This is a genomic window from Rhodanobacter sp. PCA2 (assembly GCF_013620825.1).
Taxonomy (GTDB): Bacteria; Pseudomonadota; Gammaproteobacteria; order Xanthomonadales; family Rhodanobacteraceae; genus Rhodanobacter_A.
Genome location: NZ_NJIC01000020.1, coordinates 188,313 through 188,703 on the forward strand (window position 1 = coordinate 188,313; position 391 = coordinate 188,703).

Genomic DNA, 391 nt, shown 5'->3' on the forward strand with positions numbered 1-391 from the left:
TCGCGTGCCCGAGAGAAAGTAACCAAAGAGAGGGGCACCCCGATGGCGCGCCCTCCAGGCATCCTGCCTTCCGGGCGCGCGGGCGGGTTACGGGGTTTTCCGACGGCACCTCCATGTGCCGGCGGAAAACTGGCTCGCATCCATGCGAGCCATCCTGCGGACTTTCCTTCACCCGCCCGCCGCGCCATAGGGGCCCCGGGTAAAGCAGCGCGCTCCCGGCGCGCAGAAGCAGAAGCAGGAGCAGAAGCCAGAACAGAAACCAGAGCTAACGGCGAAGCGCCGCGATCTCGTGGCGCTTCGCTTTTGCCGTTGCTGTTGCTTCTGGCGCGCACGATGCGCGCCTGCTTTTCCGGGGCCCCTCGGCGGCGGTGAGTCGTGGACGATCAGGCCG